This window comes from Specibacter cremeus (assembly GCF_003946885.1).
GTDB classification, from domain to species: Bacteria; Actinomycetota; Actinomycetes; order Actinomycetales; family Micrococcaceae; genus Specibacter; species Specibacter cremeus.
In genome coordinates, this window is sequence record NZ_RWKQ01000011.1 from 71,088 (window position 1) to 92,639 (window position 21,552).

At 70.0% G+C, this 21,552-nt stretch carries 20 protein-coding genes and 1 tRNA gene; 2 read left to right on the forward strand and 19 right to left on the reverse strand.

Translation table 11 applies throughout. From position 1 onward, the window contains the following. Positions 1–61: 61 nt before the first annotated feature. The gene (locus EJC77_RS06005; protein WP_125610665.1) at positions 62–877 is read right to left on the reverse strand and encodes a Bax inhibitor-1/YccA family protein; all 816 of its coding nucleotides are present in this window, start codon (positions 875–877) and stop codon (positions 62–64) included. Positions 878–1,078: 201 nt separating this feature from the next. Between EJC77_RS06005 and EJC77_RS06010 the strand changes: the two genes are divergently transcribed. Further along, complete coding sequence (locus EJC77_RS06010; RefSeq protein ID WP_125610698.1) at positions 1,079–1,375, forward strand: GroES family chaperonin; 297 nt, start codon at positions 1,079–1,081, stop codon at positions 1,373–1,375. Positions 1,376–1,550: 175 nt separating this feature from the next. Here EJC77_RS06010 and EJC77_RS06015 read toward each other — a convergent pair whose 3' ends face one another. From EJC77_RS06015 to eno, 8 genes are all read right to left on the reverse strand, one after another. Then, on the reverse strand, positions 1,551–2,039 hold the full coding sequence (locus EJC77_RS06015) for an endonuclease domain-containing protein (protein WP_125610666.1): 489 nt from the start codon (positions 2,037–2,039) through the stop codon (positions 1,551–1,553). Between the two features lie 246 nt (positions 2,040–2,285). Further along, positions 2,286–2,359, reverse strand: a tRNA-Leu gene (locus EJC77_RS06020). A gap of 173 nt (positions 2,360–2,532) precedes the next feature. Then, positions 2,533–3,969 carry an NAD(P)/FAD-dependent oxidoreductase gene (locus EJC77_RS06025; protein WP_125610667.1) on the reverse strand — a complete coding sequence of 479 codons (1,437 nt, stop codon included), beginning with the start codon at positions 3,967–3,969 and terminating at the stop codon, positions 2,533–2,535. A gap of 94 nt (positions 3,970–4,063) precedes the next feature. Then, positions 4,064–5,449, reverse strand: coding sequence for a S8 family serine peptidase (locus EJC77_RS06030; protein WP_125610668.1), 1,386 nt, complete (start codon positions 5,447–5,449; stop codon positions 4,064–4,066). After that, positions 5,446–6,387, reverse strand: coding sequence for a Ppx/GppA phosphatase family protein (locus EJC77_RS20955; RefSeq protein ID WP_125610669.1), 942 nt, complete (start codon positions 6,385–6,387; stop codon positions 5,446–5,448). The genes EJC77_RS06030 and EJC77_RS20955 overlap by 4 nt, the downstream gene beginning before the upstream one ends. A gap of 12 nt (positions 6,388–6,399) precedes the next feature. Next, positions 6,400–6,993, reverse strand: coding sequence for a DUF501 domain-containing protein (locus tag EJC77_RS20960; RefSeq protein ID WP_125610670.1), 594 nt, complete (start codon positions 6,991–6,993; stop codon positions 6,400–6,402). Positions 6,994–7,079: 86 nt separating this feature from the next. Further along, the gene (locus EJC77_RS06045; protein WP_125610671.1) at positions 7,080–7,721 is read right to left on the reverse strand and encodes an FtsB family cell division protein; all 642 of its coding nucleotides are present in this window, start codon (positions 7,719–7,721) and stop codon (positions 7,080–7,082) included. A gap of 73 nt (positions 7,722–7,794) precedes the next feature. Further along, a complete protein-coding gene (gene eno / locus EJC77_RS06050; protein WP_125610672.1) occupies positions 7,795–9,075 on the reverse strand; it encodes a phosphopyruvate hydratase in 1,281 nt (426 codons plus the stop codon). A gap of 229 nt (positions 9,076–9,304) precedes the next feature. Here eno and EJC77_RS06055 point away from each other — a divergent pair, with 229 nt between their 5' ends. Continuing rightward, complete coding sequence (locus EJC77_RS06055) at positions 9,305–10,000, forward strand: PadR family transcriptional regulator (RefSeq protein WP_240629841.1); 696 nt, start codon at positions 9,305–9,307, stop codon at positions 9,998–10,000. Here the strand turns inward: EJC77_RS06055 and EJC77_RS06060 are convergent. The 10 genes from EJC77_RS06060 to EJC77_RS06105 all read right to left on the reverse strand — a co-directional run bounded on the left by EJC77_RS06060 (position 9,979) and on the right by EJC77_RS06105 (position 21,515). Continuing rightward, positions 9,979–10,824 (reverse strand): MazG nucleotide pyrophosphohydrolase domain-containing protein, encoded by an 846-nt coding sequence (locus EJC77_RS06060; protein WP_125610673.1) that lies wholly within the window; start codon positions 10,822–10,824, stop codon positions 9,979–9,981. The two genes, EJC77_RS06055 and EJC77_RS06060, sit on opposite strands and share 22 nt — an antisense overlap. Next, positions 10,811–11,959, reverse strand: coding sequence for an adenosine deaminase (locus EJC77_RS06065; RefSeq protein ID WP_125610674.1), 1,149 nt, complete (start codon positions 11,957–11,959; stop codon positions 10,811–10,813). The genes EJC77_RS06060 and EJC77_RS06065 overlap by 14 nt, the downstream gene beginning before the upstream one ends. A gap of 33 nt (positions 11,960–11,992) precedes the next feature. Continuing rightward, positions 11,993–12,697: a DedA family protein gene (locus EJC77_RS06070; protein WP_240629843.1), complete on the reverse strand. Its 705-nt coding sequence runs from the start codon at positions 12,695–12,697 to the stop codon at positions 11,993–11,995. Between the two features lie 193 nt (positions 12,698–12,890). Continuing rightward, entirely contained in the window at positions 12,891–14,237 is a 1,347-nt protein-coding gene (locus tag EJC77_RS06075) for a thymidine phosphorylase (protein WP_125610676.1), read from the reverse strand. After that, on the reverse strand, positions 14,234–14,641 hold the full coding sequence (locus EJC77_RS06080; protein ID WP_205786920.1) for a cytidine deaminase: 408 nt from the start codon (positions 14,639–14,641) through the stop codon (positions 14,234–14,236). The genes EJC77_RS06075 and EJC77_RS06080 overlap by 4 nt, the downstream gene beginning before the upstream one ends. 2 nt (positions 14,642–14,643) lie before the next feature. Then, positions 14,644–15,960, reverse strand: a complete 1,317-nt coding sequence (locus EJC77_RS06085) for an ABC transporter permease (RefSeq protein WP_125610677.1) — start codon at positions 15,958–15,960, stop codon at positions 14,644–14,646. Beyond that, entirely contained in the window at positions 15,957–17,201 is a 1,245-nt protein-coding gene (locus tag EJC77_RS06090) for an ABC transporter permease (RefSeq protein ID WP_125610678.1), read from the reverse strand. The genes EJC77_RS06085 and EJC77_RS06090 overlap by 4 nt, the downstream gene beginning before the upstream one ends. Next, positions 17,198–18,754 (reverse strand): ABC transporter ATP-binding protein, encoded by a 1,557-nt coding sequence (locus EJC77_RS06095; protein WP_125610679.1) that lies wholly within the window; start codon positions 18,752–18,754, stop codon positions 17,198–17,200. Before EJC77_RS06095 ends, EJC77_RS06090 begins: the two co-directional genes overlap by 4 nt. Before the next feature lie 87 nt (positions 18,755–18,841). Next, entirely contained in the window at positions 18,842–19,954 is a 1,113-nt protein-coding gene (locus EJC77_RS06100; protein WP_125610680.1) for a BMP family lipoprotein, read from the reverse strand. Between the two features lie 358 nt (positions 19,955–20,312). Further along, positions 20,313–21,515, reverse strand: coding sequence for an amidohydrolase (locus EJC77_RS06105; RefSeq protein ID WP_125610681.1), 1,203 nt, complete (start codon positions 21,513–21,515; stop codon positions 20,313–20,315). Positions 21,516–21,552: the final 37 nt, after the last annotated feature.

Consider the following 21,552-nt stretch of genomic DNA (forward strand, 5'->3'; position numbering starts at 1 on the left):
GGCCCGGTGGTCGAGCTTGTCGAGACCTGATTTCGACAGGCTCAACCACCCAAACCCCGGCTCAGTCGTTGCCGCGCAGGATCGCCAGCAGGCGCAGGATCTCCACGTACAGCCACACCAGCGTGACGGTCAGCCCGAACGCGGCCGTCCACGAGTACTTCGCCGGCAGGCCGGCTTGGACGCCGCGCTGCACGGACGTGAAGTCGACGATCAGCGAGAACGCGGCCAGGCCGATCGCGAGCAGGCCCAAGACCAGGCCGAACGGGATGTTGGTGCCCGGGATCGGCTCGCTGCGCAGGCCCCACGGGCTGGAGTTCACGCCGAAGACCATCAGGCCGAGGTTGACCAGCGAGAACAGCGCATAGCCGCCCAGGGCGATCATGAAGAAGCGGGTCATCTTGGGCGTGGCCCGCACCTTGCCGCTCTTGAACAGCAGCAGCGTCACGGCGAACACGCTCAGCGTGCCGAGCACGGCCTGGACGACGATCCCCGGGTAGACGCGCTCCATGAACATGGACAGCCCGCCGAGGAACAGGCCCTCGAACAATGCGTAGCCCAGGATGAGCGCCTTGGACGGCTCCTTCTTGAACGAGTTCACCAGGCCCAGGACCAGGCCCACGACCATGCCGGGCAGCGTCAGGATCGGCACCATCCAGCCGAGCGCGGCACCGACGAGCACCAGGGCCAGCGTGGCGACGGTCTTCATGATGACGTCGTCGTAGGTCATCCGGCCGGTCTGGGCGGGGCCCGCGGACGGGGCGTCATACAGGTGCTGCAACTCCTCCGACGACATTTGCGCCGGCAGCGTCGCGGCGCCGTTCCTCGGCTCGCGGAAGTTCTTGTCATTGGCAAAAACAGGGTTGCCGCCGAGTGCCATGGTGTCCTCCAAATAGGGGTGGATATTATTTCCAGCCTACCAAGTACTTGCTGCGGCGCGCCCGTTGTGGTTCCCGGGTGTGGTTTCGGCGACGGTTGGGCCCGTGGCCGGGGTGGCCGGGTCCGGCGGTACACTGGCCGGGTGCCCCATTCTGCCCCCTCCGCCTCCTCCGCCCCCGAGAATCCGTCCCTGCCCCTGCGCATGCTGCACGACCGGATCCTGGTCTCGCTGGACAAGGAAGCGGCCGAGCGCCGGTCCGCGTCCGGGATCGTCATCCCGGCCACGGCGGCCCTGGGCAAGCGGCTCGCGTGGGCGCATGTCGTGGCGGCCGGGCCGAACGTGCGCCAGGTGGCCGTTGGCGACAAGGTGCTCTTCGACCCGGAGGACCGTTCCGAGGTGGAGGTCAACGCCCGCGACTACGTCCTGCTGCGTGAACGCGACGTGCACGCCGTGGCCGCTCCCGATTCACCGGCCACCACGGTGGGCCAATACCTGTAGCGCGCACCGGGCCCGCCCCGGCCTGCCACCTCCGCTCCGGCCCTACCCGAATCCATCCGCCTCCCCCGCGGCCCTGCCCTATTCCCATGGCCCCATCCAATTCGGTGGGGCTTCAAGACTTGGGTGGGACTTCGGCAACGGACGGCCGGGCTTGGTGACGCCCTGGGTGAGGAATTCACGCCGCCTGGGCCACCCGAAGCGCATTCTCGATCCGGCGCTTCATTCCGGCCGGGTCCGACAGGTCGTCCCATGTGAACCGGATGAAGCGCCAGCCGGCCTCGATCAGGGCATTCTCCCGGCGGCGTTCCCGCAGCAGGACGTCAGCGGTCGGCGCATAGTCAAAGTACTTGCCGTCACCGTCGAATTCGACGATCAGCTTGAATCGACGCCACACGAAATCCGGGCGATAGGTTTCCCCACCCGCGCGGAGATCGACCTGCAGTTCCGGCTGTTCAACCGACATTTCGGCTATGACGAGGCGCGTGCGCGTCTCACCTGCCGATTCAGAGCGCCCATTGACCGCGTCAAGCACACGCCGTGCACGTCGCACACCCTGGTAGCCGTCCATGGCGGCGACCAGGGCGCGCATCCGGGGCAGGACAACCTGACCGGACTTCAGGCGCACCCGGACTACGTCCTGCGCCTCGATGGGCAAACGGTGCACGGCCACATCCCTGCCGGTCTTCGCCTTGGACGCCGCGGGCGGCCGGGTCACGTGGACCGCTGATCGAGCTTGGGCCCACGGCCGCGAGGGGCCTCGACCGAGCTTGCGAGGGCGAGGAGTGGCTGGGGAGCGAGATCCGCGGATTTCGACAGGCTCAATCACCGAGACCCCGTCTTGCGACCCCAGCGAATTGGGTAGGACTGCAAGAACTGGGCAGGACCTCGCGGCGCCGAGGCCGAGAAACGGTACCCCCAGTCGGACTCGAACCGACAACACAAGGATTTTAAGTCCTCTGCCTCTGCCAATTGGGCTATGGGGGCGCGGCGGCACCACGGGAAACCATGAGCGGCCGCCGGGAATCAACCCTAGCGCCAACACGGCGCACAGGCTAAATACCGGATCTAAATACTGGACCGTGGAAACGCCCCGGGGACGCACGACGGCGCCGCCCCCGCGCAAGGGGGCGACGCCGTCGTCCATGGCAATCCGGGCGCTACTTGGCGCCGACGGGCTCCTTGTCCTTCGCAGCCTTCCCCGCCGACTCCTCGACCGGCTTGGCGGCCGGCTTCGGGGCCGGGGTGGCGGCCGTGACGAACGCCTGGCGCGGGGTCTGCAGGCCCTCGATCTGGGTCAGGTCGCGGCCGGTGAACATGCTGACAAACCAGTCCATGAGCACGCGGAACTTGCGCTCCACGGTCGGCATGGCCAGGCCGTGGTAGCCGCGGTGCGCCAGCCAGGCCGGGCCGCCCTTGAGCTTGATGCCCATGATCTTGGCGACGCCCTTCCATTCGCCGAAGCCGGCGACGGCGCCCAGGTTCTTGTGCTTGTAGTCCACCAGCGGCCTGCCGTAGCGGCTGGCCAGCAGGTTCTTGGCGAGGCGCTTCGCCTGGCGCAGCGCGTGCTGGGCGTTCGGCACGCAGGTGCCGTCCGGGAGCCCGCCGGTCAGGTCCGGTACGGCGGCGATGTCGCCGGCGGCCCAGGCGTTTTCGATCGGGCCGAACTCGCCGGTCACGCGCAGGTCGGTGCCGACGGAGATGCGTCCGCGCGGTTCGATCGGGAAATCCGTGGAGCGCACCATCGGGTTGGCCATGACGCCGGCCGTCCAGATGAGCGTGTCGGCCGCGAACTCCTGCGCCACCGACTTGTCGGGCAGGTTGATGAGCTTGAGCACGTTGTTCTCGGCATTGTCCAGCGACGTGTTCAGCAGCACCTCGACGCCGCGCCCGCGCAGGTGCTCCACGACCCACAGGGCCTGGTCCTCGGTGACCTCGGGCATGATGCGGCCCATGGCCTCGACGAGGACGAAGCGGATCTCGGACTGCTGGACGCGGCCGTTGAGCTTGACGGCGGCACGGACCATGTCCTCGAGTTCGGCGATGGTCTCGATGCCGGCGAAACCGCCGCCGACGACGACGAACGTCAGGGCGCGCCGGCGCTTGGCCGGGTCGGTCTCCGTGGAGGCCTTCTCGACGAGGGACAGCACCTGGTTGCGCAGCGCAACGGCCTCCTCGATGGTCTTCAGGCCGATGCCGCTGCCCGCCAGCCCGGGGATCGGGAACGTGCGGGTGATGGCGCCGGCGGCCATGACCACGTCGAAGTAGGGCAGCTCGAACGGCGCGCCGCCGTCGGCCGGGGCGATGACGGCCAGGCGGTTCGCGTGGTCGATCGCGGTGACGGAGCCCTGGATGAGCTCTGTCTGCTTGAGGTGCTTGCGGTGGGAGACCACGGCGTGGCGGGCCTCGATGTTGCCGCCGGCCACCTCGGGCAGGAACGGCTGGTACGTCATGTACGGCAGCGGGTCAACGAGGGTGACGATGCCACCGGCGTTGGCGATCTTCTTCTGCAGGCGCAGGGCCGTGTAAAGGCCGACGTAGCCGCCGCCGACAACGAGGACGCGCGGACGGTCGATGTACTGGGGAGTGAGTGCCATGCCTCCATGGTACAAGACTTTGTGAAAACATTCACTAGCACTTGTGGGGTGCAATTTGTCGCGTGCCTCACGCCCCGCTCCGGCCGTGCGCGGGTTAGTCGTCGGCGGGCGGCGCACCCCGCCCCTGCACCGCACCCCGCCCCTGCACCGTCCCGCGCCGGCGCACCAGGAGCAGGTGCGTACCGCCGCCGGCGAGGATGAGCACGCAGAGCACGAGGAAGCCGATCGTGACCACGGCCGGGACGGGGCTGCCCAACTCGCTGGCCGGGGCCGCGGCGGGGACGGTCGGGTCCGGCAGCGTCGGGGCGTTGTCGGGCACGGGCGCCACTCCGGCGCTTGGACCCGGGGTGGCCGCGCCGCGCCGGTGGATGCGGATCCAGTCGGTGATGCTGCCCAACGGGTTGGCGGACACCTCGGGCACCTTGGCGGTCAGCGCGGCGTACGCATCCAGCACGCCGTAGCCGTAGATGGCGTTGGGCACCGCGCCGCCGGCCGGCTTGGCGGTGGCGATGATCCGCTTGATGACCTGCGCGGCGCTCATCGTCGGGTACTTCGACCGGATGAGCGCGGCCACGCCCGCCACGATCGGCGTCGCCCCGCTGCTGCCGTCCCAGCGGGCGTAGCCGCTGCCGGGCAGGCCGCCGACCAGGTCCTCGGCCGGGGCGCTGACACCGATGCTGATGCCCTGGGACGAGGAATTCTTGCTGGCCTTCCCGTCCCGGTCCAGCCCGCCGACGGCCAGCACACCCGGAATGGTGGCCGGGGCGCCGACCTGTTCGCTGCCCGTACCCCGGTTGCCGGCCGCGGCCACGATGACCACGTCCTTCGCCTCGGCGTACTCGAACGCGGCGTCCCAGCTCTGCGGCCACGCCGTGGACGTGCTGCCGAGCGACATGTTGATGACCCTCGCCCCGTTGTCCACGGCCCAGCGCACGGCGGCCGGAATCTGGTCGTCGACGCCCTTGCCGGCCGGGTTCGTGCTGCCCAGCCACACGGACGCCGACAACAACTCGGCTTTGGGGGCGACGCCGATGACCCCGTCCGGCCCGTTGCCCACGCCCGAGGTCCCGGGAGAGGGCGATGCGCTCGCGCCGCCGTGGCCGCGCCCGGCCAGCATGGTGGCCACGAGCGTGCCGTGCTCGGGCTCCGCGCCGATGGGCTTCTGGCCGTTGGAGCTCCCGGCGCCGGAGACGTCCGTGCCGCCGGCAATCGCACCCGACAAATCCGGGTGCTTGCCGTCGACGCCGCTGTCGATCACGGCCACTTTGACACCGGAGCCCTGCGAGACCTTCCACGCCTTCTCGATGCCGGACTGGGACAGCCAATATTCGCGCCCGCGGATGTCGTCGGCCGACGCAGGGGCTGCGGCCAGCCCGGCCAGCAGCGTCCCGGCCAGGGCCAGGGCGACCGCGGCGGCGCCGGCCCGGCGGCCGCCGGACGCGTGCGGACGTGGGCGGTGGCGTGGTCCTGGGCCGTTCATGCGCGGGCGCTCCCAAGGGCGATGCCGTCCAGGATGTCGTGTTCGCTGGCGGTGGCGGCCGCGACACGCCCGCCGCTCAGCTCGCCCACGCGGCGCACGATGGTCCGCCAGATCAGCGCACCGGCGCCGATCACGTCGACGCGGCCCGGGTGCATGAACCCGAGCGCGCCGCGCTCGGCCCGCGTCATGGCCAGCAGCGCCGTGCACGCCTCGTCGATCGTCGCGGCGGGGACGACGGCGGCATGAATCACGTCGGGCCGGTAGGTCGCCAACCCGAGGGCCTGGGCCGTGATGGTGGTGACCGACCCGGCCACCCCGACCAGTTCGGTGACGGCGTCCAGCGGCACGACGTCCAGGATGGCGTCGATGGTGGCGTTGATCGCGGCCTCGGCGGCGGCGATCTCGCCGGCCGTCGGCGGGTCCGAGCGCAGGAAGCGTTCGGTGAAGCGCACGCAGCCCATGTCGGTGCTGGCGGCGGCCTTCACGCCGGCCGCGTTGCCGACGACGAATTCGGTGCTGCCGCCGCCCAGGTCAACGACGAGAACCGCCCCGTCGGCCATGCCGGGCAGCACGCTGGCGGCGCCGTTGAAGGACAGTTCCGCCTCCTCGTCGCCCGTCACGACCTCCGGTTCCACGCCCAGCCGCTCCGTGATGCCCCGGATGAACACGTCCCGGTTGCCGGCGTCGCGGGTGGCGCTGGTGGCGACGAAGCGGACCCGCTCGGCCCCGTGGTCGCGGATCAGCGCGGCGTAGTCGTCGGTGGCGGCGAACGTGCGCTCCAACGCGTCGGCGGCCAGCATCCCGGACGCGTCCACGCCCTGCCCCAGGCGGACGACGCGCATCTCCCGATGCACGTCGGTGAGCACGCCGGCGTCGGTGACGTCGGCGATGAGCAGGCGGATGGAGTTGGTTCCGCAGTCGATGGCGGCTACGCGCATGGAAAGGCCCTTTCAGTCCGGCTGGTTCAGGTGCAACACGTGGCGGCTGAGGTCCTTGACCGGCACCGGCGCCGCCTCGTCCCACGCGCCGGCGCAGTAACAGCGGTCGGCCGTCCACCAGGGAGCCAGGGCGGCCAGCGCCTCGTCGCCGAGCGGGTTGACGCCGGGCCCCGCGGCCAGCGCGTGCCCGACCAGTGCGTGCAGGCATTTCACGCGGGTCGGCATGCCACCGGCCGAGATCCCGTCGATTTCGGGCACGGGCCCGGTGCCGGCGCGTTCGCCGATCTCCGCCCGGGCGGCCAGGTAGGCGTCGTGCGCGTGCGCGTACGCGGCCGCCAGCGCCGGGTCGGCGGCCAACCGCTCCGTCATCTCGGCCATCAGGCCGGCCGCCTCCAGCCGGGACGCCGCGGCCGTGAGCACCGGGTGGGTCAGGTAAAAGGTCGTGGGGAACGGGATGCCGTTGCCGAGCCGCGGCGCGGTCGCCGCCACGAGCGGGTTGCCGCAGACGCAGCGGGCCGGGATCTCCACCACATCGCGCACCGGCCGGTTCAATTGCCGGCTCAGCGTGTCAAGGTCGTGCTGGGTGGGGGTTCGGCCGTCGGTCACGGGCGTCCTTTCCGTCGGTTTGCCTGTCTTGCTGCCGGCGCCCGGGTGCGGGAACGTCGTGCAAACTTTCCCATTTTAGCGCCCGCTCACTTCTTCGCCGGAGTCGTGGCGGTGGCACCTGATCCGGCCCTGGCAGCGGCGACGTCCACGGCGGCAGACTTGCGGATCGCCTGCCACAGGCCGTCTGTCCAGGGCAGGGGGGTCGCCGGGTCGGCGGCCGCTCCGGTGTTCGTTGCCGCGGTGCTCGTTGCGTCGGTGAGGCCCTCTGCGCCGTACACCCAGTAGCCGGTCTCCCCGGGCATGAGCATGCTGACCCGGTCCCGGGCCTGCTGGCGCACGAAGGCGGGGTCGTCCCAGCGGGACAGTTGCTGCTGAAGGTCGCTCTGGTGCGCCGTCTTGGCGGCGATGTCGGCCTCGACGGCGGCGATCTCGGCCCGCTGGCGGAAGTAGGTCGTGGCGTTCGGGGCCAGCATGAGGGTCAGCGCCATCATGGCGATCCCGACGATGGCCAGCTTGCCGGAGAACGACCGGGCCGGAACGGGCGTGTGGACGGGTTCGGCCGCACCCCCCTTGGTCGTGCCCCCACCGGACCGCGGCGCCCTGGCCGGGTGGTCTGCCGGGGTGTGATTGGCGGCCGCCCCGGTGCGGGTGCCGGTAGTCGAATCGGTGCCGGCCGTGCGGGTGGCGGGCCGGTGTGCGTGCGGCACGTGGGGACGGCGGGTGGCCATGAACCCTCCTGGAGAGCTAGGGGCCGTGACTGGCCAAGGCGTGTCTCTTACCTTAGCCAGTCACGGGCCGTTGCTAGGCCGTGAAACGCGGGAACGCGCTCTTTCCGGCGTAGCGGGCGGCGTCCTCGAGGTCCTCCTCGATGCGCAGCAGCTGGTTGTACTTGGCCACGCGCTCGGAGCGGGCCGGGGCGCCGGTCTTGATCTGGCCGGCGTTGGTGGCCACGGCGATGTCGGCGATCGTCGTGTCCTCGGTCTCGCCGGAGCGGTGCGAGGTGATGGTCGTGTAGCCGGCACGCTGGGCCAGCGACACGGCGTCGAGCGTCTCGGTCAGCGAGCCGATCTGGTTCACCTTCACGAGCAGCGAGTTCGCCGTCTTGGCGTCGATGCCGCGCTGCAGGCGTTCCGGGTTGGTGACGAACAGGTCGTCGCCGACCAGCTGCACCTTCTCGCCCAGGGCGTCGGTCAGCGTCTTCCAGCCCTCCCAGTCCTCTTCGTCCAGCGGGTCCTCGATGGATACCAGCGGGTAGTCGCGGACGAGTTCCTCATAGTAGGCGCTCATCTCGGCGGCGGAGCGGGCCTGGCCCTCGAACTGGTAGGCGCCGTCCTTGAAGAACTCGGAGGAGGCGACGTCCAGGGCCAGGGCGACATCCGTGCCGGCCTCGTAGCCCGCACGCTTGATGGCTTCCAGGATCAGGTCCAGCGCGGCACGGTTGGACGGCAGGTTCGGGGCGAAACCGCCCTCGTCGCCCAGGCCGGTGGACAGGCCCTTCTCCTGCAGCACGGACTTCAGGTTGTGGTAGACCTCCACGCCCCAGCGCAGGCCCTCCGAGAACGTGGAGGCGCCCAACGGCACGACCATGAACTCCTGGATGTCCACGTCGGAGTCGGCGTGCGAGCCGCCGTTGAGGATGTTCATCAGCGGCACCGGGAGCACGTGCGCGTTCGGACCGCCGAGGTAGCGGTACAGCGGCAGGTCCGCGGAGACCGCGGCGGCGCTGGCCACGGCCAGGGAAACGCCCAGGATGGCGTTGGCGCCCAGCTTGCCCTTGTTGGGCGTGCCATCCAGTTCCAGCATCATGGCGTCGATGAGGCGCTGCTCGGTGGCGTCCACGCCGACCAGTTCCGGCGCGATCGCCTCGACGACGGCCTCGACCGCCTGCAGCACGCCCTTGCCCTGGTAGCGGGCCTTGTCGCCATCGCGGCGCTCCACGGCCTCGAAGGCGCCGGTCGAGGCGCCGGACGGCACGCCCGCGCGGCCCACGGACCCGTCGGCCAGCAGGACCTCCACCTCGACGGTGGGGTTGCCCCGGGAATCCAGGATTTCGCGTGCGTGGATGGCTTCAATAATGGCCACGTGTGGCTCCTAATCGTGAACTTCGAGCGGATGAAAAGTCGACCTGGCTGTCCCCCCAAGCCTAGCCGGTCGCCGGGAACCGGATCGCAATGCGACGCGTCCCGGATTGCCGGGACACGGGCATTCCCTTAAAGAACATAGCGATATATCGTTAAGTATCGCGATCATCCGTCTCGAACCGCCGGGGACCACACAAGAAGCACGCAACACAACGGAATCAGGCACGGCCATGAACACATTCAACAATCCACACGGCATGCACCACCACGACGAGGGCGATCCTGCCGACGCCCGGGAAGACGGTCGGGAGGCCGGCCACGGCTGGGGTCACGGCTTCGGGCCCCGCGGCGGCTTCGGACCCGGCTTCGGGGCAGGGTTCAACGCCGGCTTCGGCCCGGGATTCGGTGCCGGCTTCGGCCCGGGGTTCGGCCCGGGGTTCGGGCCGGGTTTCGGCCCCAATTTCCGGGGCGGTTTCGGCCGCGGGCGCCGGGTGCGCAAGGGCAACGTGCGCAGTGCGATCCTGTCGCTGCTGAGCCAGCACAGCTACAACGGCTACTCGATGATCGGGGCCATCGTCACGCACACGGACGGGGCCTGGCGCCCCAGCCCGGGCTCCATCTACCCGGCGCTGGCCGCCCTGGAGGCCGAGGGGCTGATTTCGACGACGGGTGAGGGCAAGGGCACCGAATTCACGTTGACCGACGCCGGCAAGGCCTATGTGGCCGAGCACCCGGAGGAGATGGCCCGGGTGTGGACCGAGGTCAGCGACGAGGCCGGCGCCGTCACCGACCTGCGCGCGAGCGCCGGCAAGTTGAAGGGCGCCGTGCAGCAGATCGGCATGGCGGGTACCGAGGACCAGCTCAAGGCCGCCACGGAGGCCCTGGACGCGGCCCGCCGAACGATCTACAAGCTGCTCTCCGACTGAAGCGGCCGGCGCGAACCACTGGGCGGGTGCGCGTCGACCCCGGCCTGGAACCGGCGCACCGCACCGCGCAGCGCCCGCTCCGGGTCCAGTCCGTTGGCGCGGGCGGCGCGGACGGCATTCAATAGGAAATCACCGAGCTCGTCCTCCGTCTGCGGCGGGTCGCCGGGATCTCGACAAGCTCGATCACCGCCTCGCTCGACCACCGGTGGTCGAGCCTGTCGAGGCCCGGGATCTCGACAAGCTCGATCACCGGACAGTTGCGCTCGATCACCGGACAGTTGCGCTCGATCACCGGCTCCGGCCCGTTCAAGGCTCTTGGCGGCAAGGGCCAGGGCCGGCAGGGACGCCGGCAGGGAGGAAAAGACGGATGAGCCGTCCGGTCCGGCACCGACACGCTCGGCCGCCTTGGCCGCGCCGTAACTGCGCTCAATCTCGGCGATGCTGTCCGGAAAACGGGGCTGCAGGGTTCCGTCGGCGCGAAAAACGTGGCGGTTGCGCCGGATCAGCTTCTCCCGCAGATGGTCGGCGACATCGGCCAGGGTGAATCCGCCCGCCTCCTCCTGCAACCGCGCATGCAACAACACCTGGTACAGGATGTCGGCCAGTTCGCCCTCGAGCGCCCCGTCATCGAGCGGACCGGCGCCTGCCTCGACCACGTCGGCGAGCTCGTACGATTCCTCGATGAGGTAGGCGACCAGCGATTCGTGCGTCAGCGCCGCCGTCCACAGGCAGTGTTCGCGCAGCGCGGCCACAACCTGAACGAGCCGGTCGACGGCCGCGCCGGGCGCGTTTACCCCGCCGGTGTCCGCGTCAGTCGAGCTCATCACCGTTCATGGCGTCGTCGTAGAACTCGATGATGTAGTCGGCCAGCGCCTCCCGGTCCTCCATGGGCAGGAACGACGCGTCGACGGCGTTCAGCGTGAACTCCAGGATGGTTTCCAGGTCGTAGCCGAACGTGTCGGCCAGCAGCTGGAACTCGCTGGTGAGCGTCACACCGCTCATGAGCCGGTTGTCGGTGTTGACGGTGACGAAGAAGCCCAGCTGGTGCAGCAGGTCGATCGGGTGCTCGGCGATGGTGGTGCCGAATGGCTCGATGGCCCCGGTTTGCAGGTTCGACGACGGGCACAGCTCCAGCGGGATGGCGCGGTCGCGCACCCACTGGGCCAGGTCGCCGAGCGTGATCGTGGCAACGTCGTGGTCGTCGCCCTCCTCCACGTCCAGGTGGATGTCCTCGGCGATCCGCACGCCGTGGCCGAGGCGCAGCGCCCGGCCGCTGACCAGCGCGTCCTGGATGCTGGCCAGCCCGGCCGCCTCGCCCGCATGGACGGTGGCCGGGAAGTTGTTCTCGGCCAGGAACGTGAACGCGTCCTTGAAGCGGGCCGGCGGGAAACCGTCCTCGGCGCCCGCGATGTCGAAGCCGACGGCGCCGTTGTCGCGGTGCCGGACGGCCAGCGCGGCGATCTCGTCGCCACGGTCGGCGTGCCGCATGGCCGTGATGAGCTGGCCCACCTCGATGTAGCCGCCGGCCTCGTCGATGAGGTCCATGCCCTCTTCCAGCCCGGTCTGCACGGCCTCGACGGCCTCGTCCAGGGTAAGGCCCTTCGTCAGGTGCTGCTCCGGCGCCCAGCGCACCTCGCCGTACACGACGCCGTCGTCGGCCAGGTCCTCGACGAACTCGCGCGCCACGCGGATGAGCGCCTCACGGGTCTGCATGACGGCGATGGTGTGGTCGAACGTCTCGAGGTAGCGCACCAGCGAGCCGGAGTCGGCGGAGTCGCGGAACCAGCGCCGCAATTCCTCCGGGTCGGTGCTGGGCAGTTCGTGGCCGATCCCGGCGGCCAGCTCGATGATGGTGGCCGGGCGCAGCCCGCCGTCGAGGTGGTCATGCAGGGAGACCTTGGGAAGCTTCTTCAGGTCGACGGAGGAGACGGGAACGGACGGGGCGTTTTGTGTGGTCACCCACCCACTCTAGGGAGCAAACCGGCCCCGGCGCTAGTTGTCCGGCACGTGCGGCGTCTTGACCGCGCCGGGGGCCGGCGGCAGGGCACGAGCCAGCAATTCGGCGGCGTTCGCGCCGGGTTCGGGGCGCGGCTCCACCCGGCCCCGTTTCTCCAGGGCGCGGTGGACCAGCTTCATGGCGTGGTCGACGATGAAGCCGATGCCGATCGCGAACACGATGGCGATGCCGACGCCCAGCAGCGGGTTCTGGTGGACCCAGTGCGCGGCGAACGTGCCGATGGCCACCGAGTAGAGCACCCAGGTGACGACGGCGATCGCGTCCAGGGCGACGAAGCGCCGCCACGAGAAGCCCGTCGCCCCGGCGGTGAAGTTCACGGCGATCCGGCCCACCGGGATGTAGCGGGCCGTGAAGATGAGGATGGCGCCGCGTTTGTCGAGTTCCTTCCCGGCCCACGCGAACGCCTTGGCCCCACGCGGCCGACGCATCCATTTGAACCGGGTGGTGCCCAGTTTGCTGCCCAGGAAATAGGCGATGTTGTCGCCGATCATGGCGCCCACGGCCGCCCCCAGCATGAGCAGCCAGATGTTGGGGTGGCCGAACTTGGCCGCGATGGACGCCAACGCCACGATGGCCGTCTCGCTGGGCAGGAACAGGAAGAATCCGTCGATGAGGCAGAACAGGGCCACCACGGGCACAACCCACCACTGGGCGGCCGAATGGGTGATGAGTTCATTCAACTGATGAATGACGTGCAGGAAGTCCACCGAAGAACGGTTCCTCTCTCGGAGGCGGTTGTCACTTTCAAGTTTCCCACGCGCCGGGGGCACCGGCTATCCGTCGTGCGGGCGACATTGCCGTGTCCCGGTCCTCCCGGCATCCTCCCTGGGTATGAGGCGGCCCCGATCCGCAAAAGGTGGGGGGCGATGGAATTCAGGCGATGCGTTCGAGCACGAGCGGGCGGGCGCCGGAGGCGTCGACGACCCCGGGCCGGGTCTGTCCGTTTCCCGCCTCGATGGTGACGGCGTCGGCCAGGGCGGCCGCGGCCCGGGGAAACCGATCGGGGGAGTCAGAAAGCAGCGTCATGAGCGGCTGTCCGGCCCGGACCGTGTCGCCGGGCTTGGCGTGCAGGCGAACGCCGGCGCCCGCCTGGACGGCGTCCTCCCTGCGGGCCCGTCCGGCGCCTAGCCGCCATGCGGCCACGCCGACCGCCAGGGCGTCCACGCGTGTCAGCACGCCGTCGGACGCGGCCGTGAGCGTCTCCGATTCGCGCGCCACGGGCAAGGCCGCCAAAGGGTCGCCGCCCTGGGCGGCGATCATGCGCCGCCACACGTCCATGGCCCGCCCGTCGCGCAGCGCGGCGGCCGGGTCGGCGTCGTGCACGCCCGCGGCGGCCAGCATCTCCTGCGCCAGGCGCACGGTGAGCTCGACGACGTCGGCCGGCCCGCCGCCGTCGAGCACGTCCACGGCCTCCTGGACCTCGATGGCGTTCCCGGCCGTCAGCCCCAGCGGCGTGTCCATGCCGGTCAGCAGCGCCACGGTGGCCATGCCGGCGTCACGGCCCAGGTCGACCATGGTGCGGGCCAGCCGGCGGGCCTGGTCCACGTCCTTCATGAACGCCCCGGAGCCGACCTTCACGTCGAGCACCAGGGCGCCGGTCCCCTCGGCGATCTTCTTGCTCATGATGGAGGAGGCGATGAGTTCGATCGACTCGACCGTGCCGGTCACGTCGCGCAGCGCATACAGCTTCTTGTCCGCGGGCGCGAGCCCGGCGCCGGCCGCGCAGATGACGGCACCCACCTCGGAGAGCTGGCGCATCATCTCGGCGTGGCCCAGCTCGGCCCGCCAGCCCGGGATCGCCTCCAGCTTGTCCAGCGTGCCGCCGGTGTGGCCCAGGCCGCGGCCGGAAAGCTGCGGGACGGCCACCCCGAACACGGCCACCAGCGGGGCCAGCGGCAGCGTGATCTTGTCCCCGACGCCGCCGGTGGAGTGCTTGTCCGTCGTGGCCAGCACCCGGCCGTCGGGGGTGCGCAGCCCGCTGAAGTCCATTCGCTCCCCGGAGGCGATCATCGCCGCCGTCCACTGCGCGATCTCGGTCCGGCCCATGCCGTTGAGCAGGATGGCCATGTTCAGCGCGGCCATCTGCTCCTCGGCGATGGCGCCCCGGGTGTAGGCGTCGATGGTCCAGCCGATCTGGTCGGCGGTCAGCGTGCCCCGGTCGCGTTTGGCGCGGATGATGTCGACGGCGTCGAACGCCGGGCCCGTATAAGCGGTGCTCATGCGTGTCTCCCCAGATCCTCGGGCCCGAACGCGTCGGGCAATACCTGTTCCATGGTGCGCACGCCGCGGCCGGTCATCAGGACCATGCCGGGGGCGCGGAATTCGTACAGCAACTGCCGGCAGCGCCCGCACGGCATCAACACAGCACCGGCGCCATCCACGCAGTAGAACGCCCGGATCCTGGCCGGCGCCCCGGCACCACCCATCCGCAGGGCGCCGACCATGGTGCACTCGGCGCACAGCGTCACGCCCAGGCTGGCGTTCTCGATGTTGCACCCGCTCACGATCCGCCCGTCGTCGAGCAGTGCCGCGGCACCCACGGGAAAGTTCGAATACGGCGCGTAGGCCCGGCCCATGGCGGCCGTGGCGGCCGCGCGCAGTGGTTCCCAATCGACGTCATCCATGCCTATCCCTTCACGTATGGTTGGCCGTCGGCGGCCGGCGCGCGGGACCTGCCCACGAACCCGGACACGGCCAGGATGGTCAGCGCGTACGGCAGCATGGCCAGGAACTGTCCGTCGATCGGCGTGCCGGCCAGCGACAGGATGCTCTGCAGGTTGCCGGCCACGCCGAACAACAGCGCGGCCAGCGCGGCCCCGATCGGGTTCCAGCGGCCGAAGATCAGCGCGGCCAGCGCGATGAAGCCAAGCCCCCCGGTCATGTCCTTGCTGAAGCTGCTGACCGCCACGAGCGTGAAGTACGCACCACCGATCCCGGCCACGGCGCCGCCGGCCAGCACGTTGCGGACCCGGGTGCGGTTGACGTTGATGCCCACCGTGTCCGCCGCCTTGGGATGTTCGCCGACGGCGCGGATGCGCAGCCCCCACCGGGTGCGGAACAGGCCGAACCAGATGGCCGCCACGAGCACCAGCATGAGGTAGCCGATGATCGACTGGCGGAACAGCATGGGGCCGATGACCGGGATCTCGGACAGCAGCGGGATGGGCAGCGCGGGCAGCTGCGCGGGCTGGTTGTAGATGGTCGCCCCGTTCACGGACGTCTTCATGATCTTCTCGAACAGGAAGCCGGTCAGGCCGGAGACGAGCACGTTGAGCACCACGCCGACGATGATCTGGTTCACCACGTACTTGATGCTGAACACGGCCAGCAGCGCGGAGACGGCCACGCCGGCGGCGGCGGCGGCGAACAGGCCGGCAAAGGCGTTGTGCGTGATCGACGCGACCAGCGCGGCCGTGAACGCGCCGGCCAGCAGCTGGCCCTCGATGGCAATGTTCACGACGCCGGAGCGTTCACACAGCACCCCGGACAGCGAACCGAACACGAGCGGGGTGGTGATGAGCATGGCGCCGGTGAACAGGCCCACCAGGGTGATGTTCTGGGTCGTGGTGCCGCCGACGATCCAGACCAGAAGCCCGACGACGAACACGGGGGCATACGTCAGCGTCACCCACTTGGCGATCCGGCCGTTCGCCCGCATCTGCCGGTACGCGAGCACGGCCAGCGCCGTGCACACCACGGCGATGGCGACGCCGAACGCCTTGGCCGGCAGCACCAGGTTGGGCACCTGCCAGGCGTCGTTGTCCTGCGAAATGCGGAACGTGGCCTGCCCGCCGGGGCCGAGCACGGCGAACACCACGATCGCCACGGCGGCCAGCACGGCCAACACGATCGGGGTGCGCCGGCTGCCCGGGGCCGGACCGACCCCGGCCACCGCGGGCTGGCCGGCGGGCCGGCCCGCCGGTTGCGTGGTCACGGTGCTCATGCGCTGGCTCCTTCACGGCGGACGGCCCGGATCCGGAACATGGACCGGATCAGCGGCGGGGCGGCGATGAACAGCACGATCAGCGATTGCACCACCGCGACGATGTCAATGGAAACATCCGCGTTCACGGCCATGGACGTGCCGCCGGCCTTGAACGCGCCGAACAGCAGGGCGGCGAAGAACGTGCCCCAGGGGGTGGAGCGGCCCAGCAGCGCCACGGTGATGGCGTCGAAGCCGATGCTGCCGGCGACCTCCGCGTCCAGCGACTTCTCCGTGCCCGCCACCTGCGCGGTGCCGGCCAGCCCGGCCAGCGCACCGGCGATCAACATGACGGTGATGTAGCCGCGCGAGACGATCATGCCGGCGGTCCGCGCGGCCAACGGGTTCGTGCCGATGGCCCGGTACTCGAAGCCGAGCGTCGAGCGGTTCAGCAGCCAGCCGACGGCCAGGACGGCCGCGATGGCCAGGATGAACCCGGCATGCAGGCGGAAGTTCGGTCCCAGCAGCAGCGGGTACAGCGCATTGTCGGGCATCTTCGGGCTGACCGGGTTGGTGCTGTTCGGGTCCTTGAGCTGGTTCTTGAGCAGGTACAGGACCAGGGCCGCGGCGATGTAGTTGAGCATGATGGTCACGATGACCTCGTGGGCGCCCGTCTTGGCCTTGAGCACGCCGGCGATGCCACCCCACAGCGCGCCGCCGAGCGCGCCGGCCAGGATGACGACCACCAGGTGCAGGCCCACCGGCAGGTCCAGGAAGAACCCGGCCGCGCCGGCGAAGGTGGCGCCGAGGATGATCTGGCCCTGGGCGCCGATGTTGAACAGGCCGGTCCGGAACGCGAGCGTCACGGACAGCCCGGCCAGGATCAGCGGTGTGGCGAACGTCAGCGTCTCGAAGATGCCCAGCTTGCCCTGCCACGTGCGCGCGCCCGGGTCGTACGTGGCCCCGCGCAACAGGGCGCCGTACGCGTCGGACACGGATGCCCAGATGGCGTTGACGGTGGCCCCGGGCGAGGCGAAGAAGTAGCCGGCGGCGGAGCCGACGCGCGGGTCGGTGACGGCGATCAGGATCGCGCCGATGATGAGTGCGACGATGACGGCCAGCACCGAGATCACGGCGTTGCCGCTGAGGATCTCACGGACCACCCGGCCGCCCTCGCCGTCCTGCCGGGGCCTGGTGGTGGGGGCGGGCAACGGCGCCTGCTCCGGTGCCGGTTCCGTTGTCCGGGGGGCGGGGTCGGTCATGCCGGTTCCCTTTCAATGGTCGCGTCGGGATGATCCAGGTGGGCCCGGGCCTCGTCGACGGTCAGCCCCGCCATCATGAGCCCGAGCAGTTCGCGGCTGGACTTGCCCGGCACCACCCCCATCAGCTTGCCGGCGAACAGCACGGCGATCCGGTCGGAGAGTTCGAGCACCTCGTCGAGCTCGGTGGAGACGATGAGCACCGGCGTGCCGGCGTCGCGTTCGGCCACGATGCGCTTGTGTAGGAACTCGATCGAGCCCACGTCGACGCCGCGGGTCGGCTGGGAGGCGAGGAACAGCTTCAACGGCCGGGACAGCTCCCGGGCCAGCACGACCTTCTGCTGGTTGCCGCCGGAAAGGGTGGCTACCGGATCGGCCGCGGAGAGCGTGCGCACGTCGAACTCGGCGACCTTCGCCGCCGCGTTCGCGGCGATGGCCGCCCGGTCCAGGGTGGCCCGCCGGGAGAACGGCCGCTGCTTGTACAGGTCAAGGACCAGGTTCTCGGCGATCGAGAATCCGCCGACGAGCCCGTCGTCCTGCCGGTCCTCGGGCACGTAGCCGACGCCGGCGTCGAGCACCTCGCGCACGCTGCGCCCGACCAGTTCCGTGCCGCCGAGCGTGATGGAGCCCCGGACGTGCCGGCGCAGCCCAAGCACGGCCTCGGCCAGCTCGGTCTGGCCGTTGCCCTGCACGCCGGCGATGCCGAGGATCTCGCCGCGGGAGACGGCGAAGGTGACATCGTCGACGACCCGCTGGCCGGCGTCGTTCGTCACCGTCAGGTTGGTGACCGCAAACGTCGTCTCCCCCGGCTCGGCGGCGGACTTCTCCAGCGTCAGGCTCACCGACCGGCCCACCATCATCGAGGCCAGCTCGGTGGTGGGCGCCGACGGGTCGGCCGTGCCGACGACCTTGCCGCGGCGGATCACGGTGATCTTGTCGGAGACGGCCTTGACCTCGCGCAGCTTGTGCGAGATGAACACGATCGACGTGCCGTTGGCCTTCAGCTGGCGCATGATGTCCATGAGCTCGTCGGTTTCCTGGGGTGTGAGCACGGCGGTGGGCTCGTCCAGGATGAGCACCTTGGCCTCGCGGGCCAGGGCCTTGATGATCTCCACGCGCTGCTGCACGCCGACGGGCAGCTCCCCGACGAGCGCGTCGGGGTCGACGTCGAAGCCGAACTGGGCGGAGATCTCGCGGATCCGCCGGCGCGTGGCGTCCAGGTCCAGGATGCCGCCGCGGCCGGTGCTCTCGTTGCCGAGCGCCACATTCTCGGCGACCGTGAACACGGGCACCAGCATGAAGTGCTGGTGCACCATGCCGATGCCGACGGCCATGGCGTCGGCGGGGCCGGCGAAGGCCACGGCCGAGCCGTCGACGTGGATCTCCCCGGACGTCGGCTGGTGCAGCCCGTACAGGACGTTCATGAGCGTGGACTTGCCGGCGCCGTTCTCGCCGAGCAGGCTGTGGATCTGTCCGGGCTCGACCACCAGGTCGATGTGGTCGTTGGCGACGAGGGCGCCGAAGCTCTTGGTAATGCCCTTGAGTTCCAGTTTCAAGGATTCAACCCATCTAGGAGTCGGGGCGGGCGGACGCCGATGCGCCGGGCCGGCGATGCCGGCACGGCGCATCGGCGCCCGCGCGTGCTACTTCGGGCTGGACTTCGACTCCACCTTGACGGCGCCGGAGATGATGTCCTTCTTGAGCTGCGCCAGCTGGCTCTTCGTGTCGGCGCTGACGGCCGATTCGAGGTCGTGGAACGGGGCGATGGCCACGCCGCCGTTCTCCAGCGTGCCGATGTACGGGGCGGGGTCGAACTTGCCCTCCAGGTCGTCCTTCGTGATGGTTTCCACGGCCTCGCCCATGGTCTTGATGACCGAGGTCAGCAGGATGGACTTGTAGGCCGGGGCGGTCAAGACGCCGTCGGAGTCGACCCACACCAGCTTGACGTCCTTGCCGCCCTTGTTGGCGGCCAGGATCGCATCGCCGGCGCCCTTGCCGAGCGGACCGGCCACCGGCATGATGACGTCCGCGCCGTCACCGATCAGGTTGTTGGTGGCCTTGGTGCCCTCCTGGATGATGTCGAACGTGTTGGCGAACAGGCCCTGCTGCTTGGCCACATCCCAGCCGAGCACCTGGACGTTCTTGCCCTGCTTGTCGTTGAAGTACTTCACGCCCTCGGCGAAGCCGTCCATGAAGATGGACACCGTGGGGATGTTGATGCCGCCGAACGTGCCCACCTTGCCGGTCTTGGACACGGACGCGGCCGCGTAACCGGCCAGGAACGCGGCCTGGGCCGTGTCGTAGACCACCGGCTTGACGTTGGGCAGCTTGATCGAGTTGTCGTCGATGATGGCGTAGTGCAGGTCCTTGTTTTGGGCCGCGACCTTCTTCGTGGCATCCGCCAGCAGGAAGCCGACCGTGAACGTCAGGTTGCAGCCGGCGTTGGCCATCTGGTTCAGGTTCGGCTCGAAGTCGGCCTTCGTGGTGGACTGCGCCTCCTTCATCTTGATGCCCAGGTCCGCGACGGTCTTCTTCAGGCCCTCGTAGGAGGACTGGTTGAACGACTGGTCGTCGAAGCCGCCGGAGTCGGAGACGATGCAGCCCAGGTACTTCGCGGCGGCCGGGTTCGTGCTTGCTCCCCCGCCGGACGTGCCGGGGGCCTGGCCGCAACCGGCCAGCAGGAGCGCCGTTGCCCCCAGGGTGACCGTTCCAAGCGTCGCACCGCGTTTGAGCGTGCCTCGCAGCAAGTTCTTCAAGGTTCCTCCATAGTGTGGTCTCGGCCCGTGCCGGGAGCTGCGGGACGGTCCGGCCAAGACGTTAGGCGCTTGACGTCAGCGCTCGCACCACTCCGCCGGACGTGATGATAACAACACAGTAGCGGCCGGCCCCGGGCGCGCATAGGCCCGACGGCGGCACTTGAGGCGCATCGTTGGGGAACCGTTATGTTTGGCCCGGGTTCGCGGTCTCGACGGGCTCGACCACCGCAGTCGGTGATTGAGCCCGTCGAAATCACCGGGCCTCGACAGGCTCGACCACCGGAGTCGGTGATTGAGCCCGTCGAAATCGGGACGAGGTCTCGACAAGCTCGACCACCGTTGCAACGCCCGGGTACCGCTACGACCTGGCGGGCAGCGTGCGCAGCGCGGCCGCGCCGAGCACACAGATGCCGTTGGCCAGGGCGCGCTCGTCAACGATGTAGTCGCCGCGGTGCAGGTCGTACTCCTCGCCGCCGGGCACGTGCGTGCCCAACCGCATCAGCGCGCCGGGAATGCCCTGCAGGAACCAGGCGAAATCCTCCCCGCCCATGGATTGCGGCGCCAGCACCACCGACTCGGGGCCCAGCTCGGCCCGTGCGGCGGCCTCGATGAGCGCCGTCTCATGCTCGGAGTTGACCACCGGCGGCACGCCACGGGTGTGCTCGAGGCTGACCTCGACGCCGTACGGCGCCGCGACCTCCTTGACGACCCTGTCCAGCAGTTCGCCGGCCTCATGCCATGCCTCGCGGTCCAGGCACCGCATGGTGCCGCTCATGACGCCGCTGCCCGGGATGGCGTTGGGCGCGGCGCCGGCGCTGATCTGGCCCCAGACGACCGAGACACCGCTGCGCACGTCGATGCGCCGGGACAGCACGGCGGGGACGTTGACGGCGATCTGCGCCAACGCGAACACCAGGTCCTCGGTCAGGTGCGGCCGGGACGTGTGCCCGCCACGGCCCGAGAGCTCGATCCGGATGGTGTCCGAGGCGCTCGTGATGGCCCCGATGCGCGTGCCGATCTTGCCGACCTCCACGCGTGGGTCGCAGTGCAGCGCCATGATGCGCGGCACGCCGTCGAGCGCGCCCTGGTCGATGCAGGCCAGCGCGCCGCCGGGCATGGTCTCCTCGGCGGGCTGGAAGATGATGCGGATGGTGCCGCCCAGCGGCTGCGCCCGGTCCATCTCGGCGAGCATGAGGGCGATGCCGAGCATGGTGGCGGTGTGGAAGTCGTGGCCGCAGCCGTGCGTCACGCCGTGATTGCGCGACGCGTACGGCAGGCCGGTCTCCTCGATGATGGGCAGTGCGTCGATGTCCCCGCGCAGCGCCGTGCCGATCGGGCCCGAGCCGACGTCGACAATCACGCCGGTGCCCTCGAGCCGGCGCGGGGACAGCCCGGCCATCACGAGCCGGTCGAAGATCTTCCCGGTGGTGCGGTGTTCCTGGAAAGACAGTTCCGGATGGGCATGCAGGTCCCGGCGGAACTCGAGCACCTCATCGAGCAGCGGTTCCAACCAGGGCCCGACCGATTCGGCGTGTTCTGTCTCCAGTGAGTAATTGCGCACAGGAAAACTCTAACCACTGGGCCCCGTCGCCGCGGCA